The following is a 3,682-nucleotide window of genomic DNA, read 5'->3' on the forward strand; positions in this document are numbered from 1 at the left end:
CCCCACGCTCATCGGATCTCCGTGTGGCGCCACACCCGCGAGGGCCGCCACCTCCACGAGGCCACCCGGATCGGCGACCAGCTGGTCGCCACCGCCCAGGACGCCGGCCAGGGCCTCTACTGGGCCGACGGCAGCGGGCGGGCACCGCAGGTCGGCTACGCCCACGGCTCCTCGGGCGTCGCCGCCTTCCTGCTGTACCTGCACTGCGCCACCGGCGACGACGCCTACCTGCGCATCGGCAGGCGGGCCCTGGAGCACGACCTCGCCCAGGGCGTGTTCCAGGACGACGGGATGCTCGCCGTCCCCGGCCGCGTGGGCAGTGCGGTCTACTCCCCGTACTGGCTGCGCGGCTCGGCGGGCGTCGGCACCGCCCTGGCCCGCTACTGCCGGCTGCTGCCCGACGAGGCGCCGCTGCACCGGGCCCTGGACGGCATCCTGCTCCGCGGGGTCGGCGGCATCACCATCACCACCGGCCTGTACCGCGGCATGGCCGGCCCGGCGAACCTCGCCCTCGACTGTGCCCAGCTGCTCGGCCGGCCCGAACTCCGGGAGCCGGCCGAGCGCAGCGCCCGGGCGATCCTCACCCTGGCCGGCCGCCGGCCGGAGGGCCTGGCGTTCCCGGGCGAGAGCCTGCTGCGCTACAGCACCGACTTCGCGACCGGCAGCGCGGGCATCGCCCTCGTCCTCGACCGGCTGCACCGGGGCTCGGCGGACTTCAACTACACCCTGGACGACCTCCTCCCGGAGGCGGCGGCAACCGCGCAGGCGTCCGCAGGCGGCCGTCATGCGTGACGACGCGCTGTCCGTCATCGTCTGCGGGGCGAGCGCCGCGCTCGACCTGCCCGGCTACCTGGTCCGCCTGCGGCAGAGCGTTCCGGCGCCGCTGCGGCTGCTGCTCACCCACGGCGCCGAGCGGTTCCTGCGCGCCGAGGCACTCGCCTGGCACGCCGACGAGAGCTACGGCCCGGGCGACCTCCTCAACCCCACCGAGCTCGCGCTGCGCTCCAGGGGCCTCGCCGTGCTGCCGGCCACGGCGGACATGCTCGCCGGCGCGGCCCTCGGACTGGCGGGCTCGCCCGCGCAGACCGCCCTGCTGGCCCACCCGCGGCCGGTGCTGTTCTTCCCGAGCATGAACGCCGTCATGTGGGACAAGCCCGCCACCCGGCGCCACGTCACCACCCTGCGCGCCGAGGGGCACGTCGTCGTGGACCCGCAGCCCGGTGCGGTGTACGAGCTGTGGAGCGGCCGGGTGGTCGACGGCCGCGGGCTGCTGCCGCCGGACCGGGCGGCGCAGGTGCTCGCCTCCTGGTGGCAGACGCTCCCCGTGCCCGGGGAACCGGCGGCGGAGCGGTCGGGGGAGCGGTCCGATGTCGGTTGACCTCACCAAGGGGGACCGCCGTGGGCCGGCCCGGGCGGCAGCACCCCGCCCCGAGCCGAAGGGGCGCGCCGGTGCCGAAAGGGAGGAGCGACAAGCGAGGGACGAGCGCCGGAGCGCCGACCGTCGGCGCCGGGTCGAGCGGCCCGGAGGCGAGCGGGTGAGTAGCCGCCGCCGGGCGCGCCGTGCCGGGCCGCTGCGCCACCGGGACTTCCGGCGGCTCTGGCTCGGCGCGGGCCTCTCCGGCATCGGCTCGCAACTCACCATGCTGGCCCTGCCGTTGTGGGTCCTCGACCGCAGTGGTTCGCCCACCCTGGCCGGCCTGGTCGGCACCGCACGGCTCCTCGCGGTGTTCGCGAGCCAGCTGCCGGCGGGCGTCCTCGCGGACCGCCGCCACCGCCGGACCGTCCTGGCCGCCGCGGACGCGGGCCGGGCGGCCGCCGTCGGGGCGCTGGGCCTGCTGGTGCTCGGCGGCGGCGGTCCGGTCCTGCTCGCCGGCGCGCTCGCCACGGTGGAGGGGCTGCTGACCGCGGTCGCGATACCGGCGGGCGCGGCGGCCCTGCCACGGCTGGTGCCCCGGCGGGAGCTGGACGCGGCCGTCGCCTTCGGTCAGGGCCAGTCCTACCTCGTCCAGTTCGTCGGCCCCCTGCTCGGCGCGGTCCTGTACCGGCTGAACCCGGCCTCGCCGTTCCTGCTCGACGCGCTGTCCTACCTGGTGTCGCTGGGGCTGCTGCTGACGGTGCGCCGCCCGCTGGGCGGCGGCGAGGGGGAGGCCGGGCCGCGGTTGCGGGCCGCCGTCGCCGAGGGCCTGCGGTACGTGGCCGGCTCCCGCTACCTGCGGGCGCTGCTGGCCTGGTCGGCCCTGGTGAACTTCGCCACCGCCGGCCTCGCCTTCGTCCTCGTCCTCGTCGCCGGCCGCGACCGTCCGCAGTCGCTGGGCCTGGCGCTGGCCGTCACGGCGCTCGCGGGCGTGGCCGGCGCCGTGCTCGCCCCGCGCTTCCCCCGGGTCCCGGACGCCCGGCTGCTGCGCGTGGTCACCGCCCTGATCGCCGCCGTCGCGGGCGGAGCCGCCCTGCACCCGTCGCCCGTCGTGATGACCGGCTGCCTGGCGGTGGTCGCCCTGGTCAGCCCGGCGGTGGTGGTCCGGACCAACGCCCGCGTCCTGGGCGCGGTCCCGGACGCGCTCATGGGGCGGGTGCAGAGCTCGATGTTCGTCGTCGGCGGCTCGCTCTACCCGTTCGCCGCCGCGGCCACCGGCTGGCTCGGCGAACACGTCTCGGTCCGCGGCGCGATGGCGGTGCACACCCTCGTCCTCGCCGTCGTCCTGGCCCTGGCCTTCCTCCCCGGCCTCCGGCACCCACCGCCACCCGCGGCCGGCCCGTAGCACTGTCGGCTCGTCACCGGCCGGGCGGCCTGCCGTTTCCAGGGTCTTCTACGATGCTGTAGAAATCGAGTGCCGCCAGGGAAGGCGGTCCGGCGGCAGTCGTCCCCGGTGCCCGGTCGCCGCCGTCGTGGTGCGCGGCCCCGGGTGCCCGGCCTGCGACGACGCGTGCCCACGGTTGCGGCCGGTGGAGGAAAGGGAGTCATGGCATGGGTGGCTGGATATGGGCGCTGATCCCCGCGGTCATCGTCGGCGGAGGCTGGATCGGTGACAACGTGAGGGGTGCGCTGAAGACGCGTCACGAGCGGAAGATGGAGCTCCAGCAGGCCGCCGAGCGGCGGCAGCTCGCCCTGGACGCGGCGAAGCGGCCGCCGGAGCCCGTCTGCGGGTGCACCCACCACCTCGCCAAGCACGACAAGCAGGGCAAGTGCCACGAGGTGGTCGAGGCCCCGACGGCCTGGGACGCCGAGCGCAAGCCGCTGCAGTACGAGCCCCGGCCGTGCAACTGCCAGCAGTACGTCGGCCCCGAGCCGCTGGGTACCGTCTTCGCCCCGGAGATCGTCGACCCCCGCTAGGCGCGTCCGACTGTCGTCGGCCCGCAGGAGCCCCGGCGGACCGGAAGAAGCTGCTGCATCCCGGCACCCCGACGGGCGGTGCCCGGCCCGACCGGCCGGGCGCCGCCCGTCGTCGTCCGGGCCGGCCCGGCCGTCGGGCGGAGCGGCTCCGACGCGGGGTCAGCCGGTCGTGGCGGCGTGGAGGAGCGCGAAGGCGTGGTCCGCCTCCGGGGTCAGCACGGCCTCGATCTCGTCGTCGGTGCGGCCGGACAGGGTGAGCTCCTGGATGCGCCGGAAGAGGAGGCGGTCCGCGGCGGCGATCAGGGCGGCCGCGGCGCGCGGCGCGATCGCCGGCGCGGTGTCCCGGGTGAT

4 protein-coding genes and 1 pseudogene are annotated in these 3,682 nt (G+C 76.8%); 4 read left to right on the plus strand and 1 reads right to left on the minus strand.

Annotation, left to right across the window (positions count from 1 at the left end):
- The 4 genes from ABZ885_RS37460 to ABZ885_RS37475 all read left to right on the plus strand — a co-directional run.
- Window positions 1–792: lanthionine synthetase C family protein (locus tag ABZ885_RS37460; RefSeq protein ID WP_360199093.1), on the plus strand; the 792-nt coding region annotated here is incomplete at its 5' end.
- A complete protein-coding gene (locus ABZ885_RS37465) occupies window positions 785–1,378 on the plus strand; it encodes a flavoprotein (RefSeq protein ID WP_360199095.1) in 594 nt (197 codons plus the stop codon). The genes ABZ885_RS37460 and ABZ885_RS37465, both read left to right, overlap by 8 nt.
- Window positions 1,379–1,535: 157 nt before the next feature.
- Window positions 1,536–2,759: an MFS transporter gene (locus tag ABZ885_RS37470; protein WP_360199097.1), complete on the plus strand. Its 1,224-nt coding sequence runs from the start codon at window positions 1,536–1,538 to the stop codon at window positions 2,757–2,759.
- Window positions 2,760–2,965: 206 nt separating this feature from the next.
- Window positions 2,966–3,331, plus strand: coding sequence for a hypothetical protein (locus tag ABZ885_RS37475; protein WP_360199099.1), 366 nt, complete (start codon window positions 2,966–2,968; stop codon window positions 3,329–3,331).
- A 159-nt stretch (window positions 3,332–3,490) separates the two neighbouring features.
- On the opposite strand, the pseudogene ABZ885_RS37480 reads toward ABZ885_RS37475, so the two are convergent.
- Window positions 3,491–3,682 (minus strand): annotated as a pseudogene (locus ABZ885_RS37480) (TetR family transcriptional regulator); the annotation flags it as partial.

The organism is Kitasatospora sp. NPDC047058 (assembly GCF_040643935.1).
GTDB lineage: Bacteria > Actinomycetota > Actinomycetes > Streptomycetales > Streptomycetaceae > Kitasatospora.

What these genes read in the sequence shown, in the direction of transcription:
- ABZ885_RS37465 (WP_360199095.1), top strand. Translation starts at nt 785, where the DNA reads ATGCGTGACGACGCGCTGTCCGTCATCGTCTGCGGGGCGAGCGCCGCG.
- ABZ885_RS37475 (WP_360199099.1), top strand. Translation starts at nt 2,966, where the DNA reads ATGGGTGGCTGGATATGGGCGCTGATCCCCGCGGTCATCGTCGGCGGA.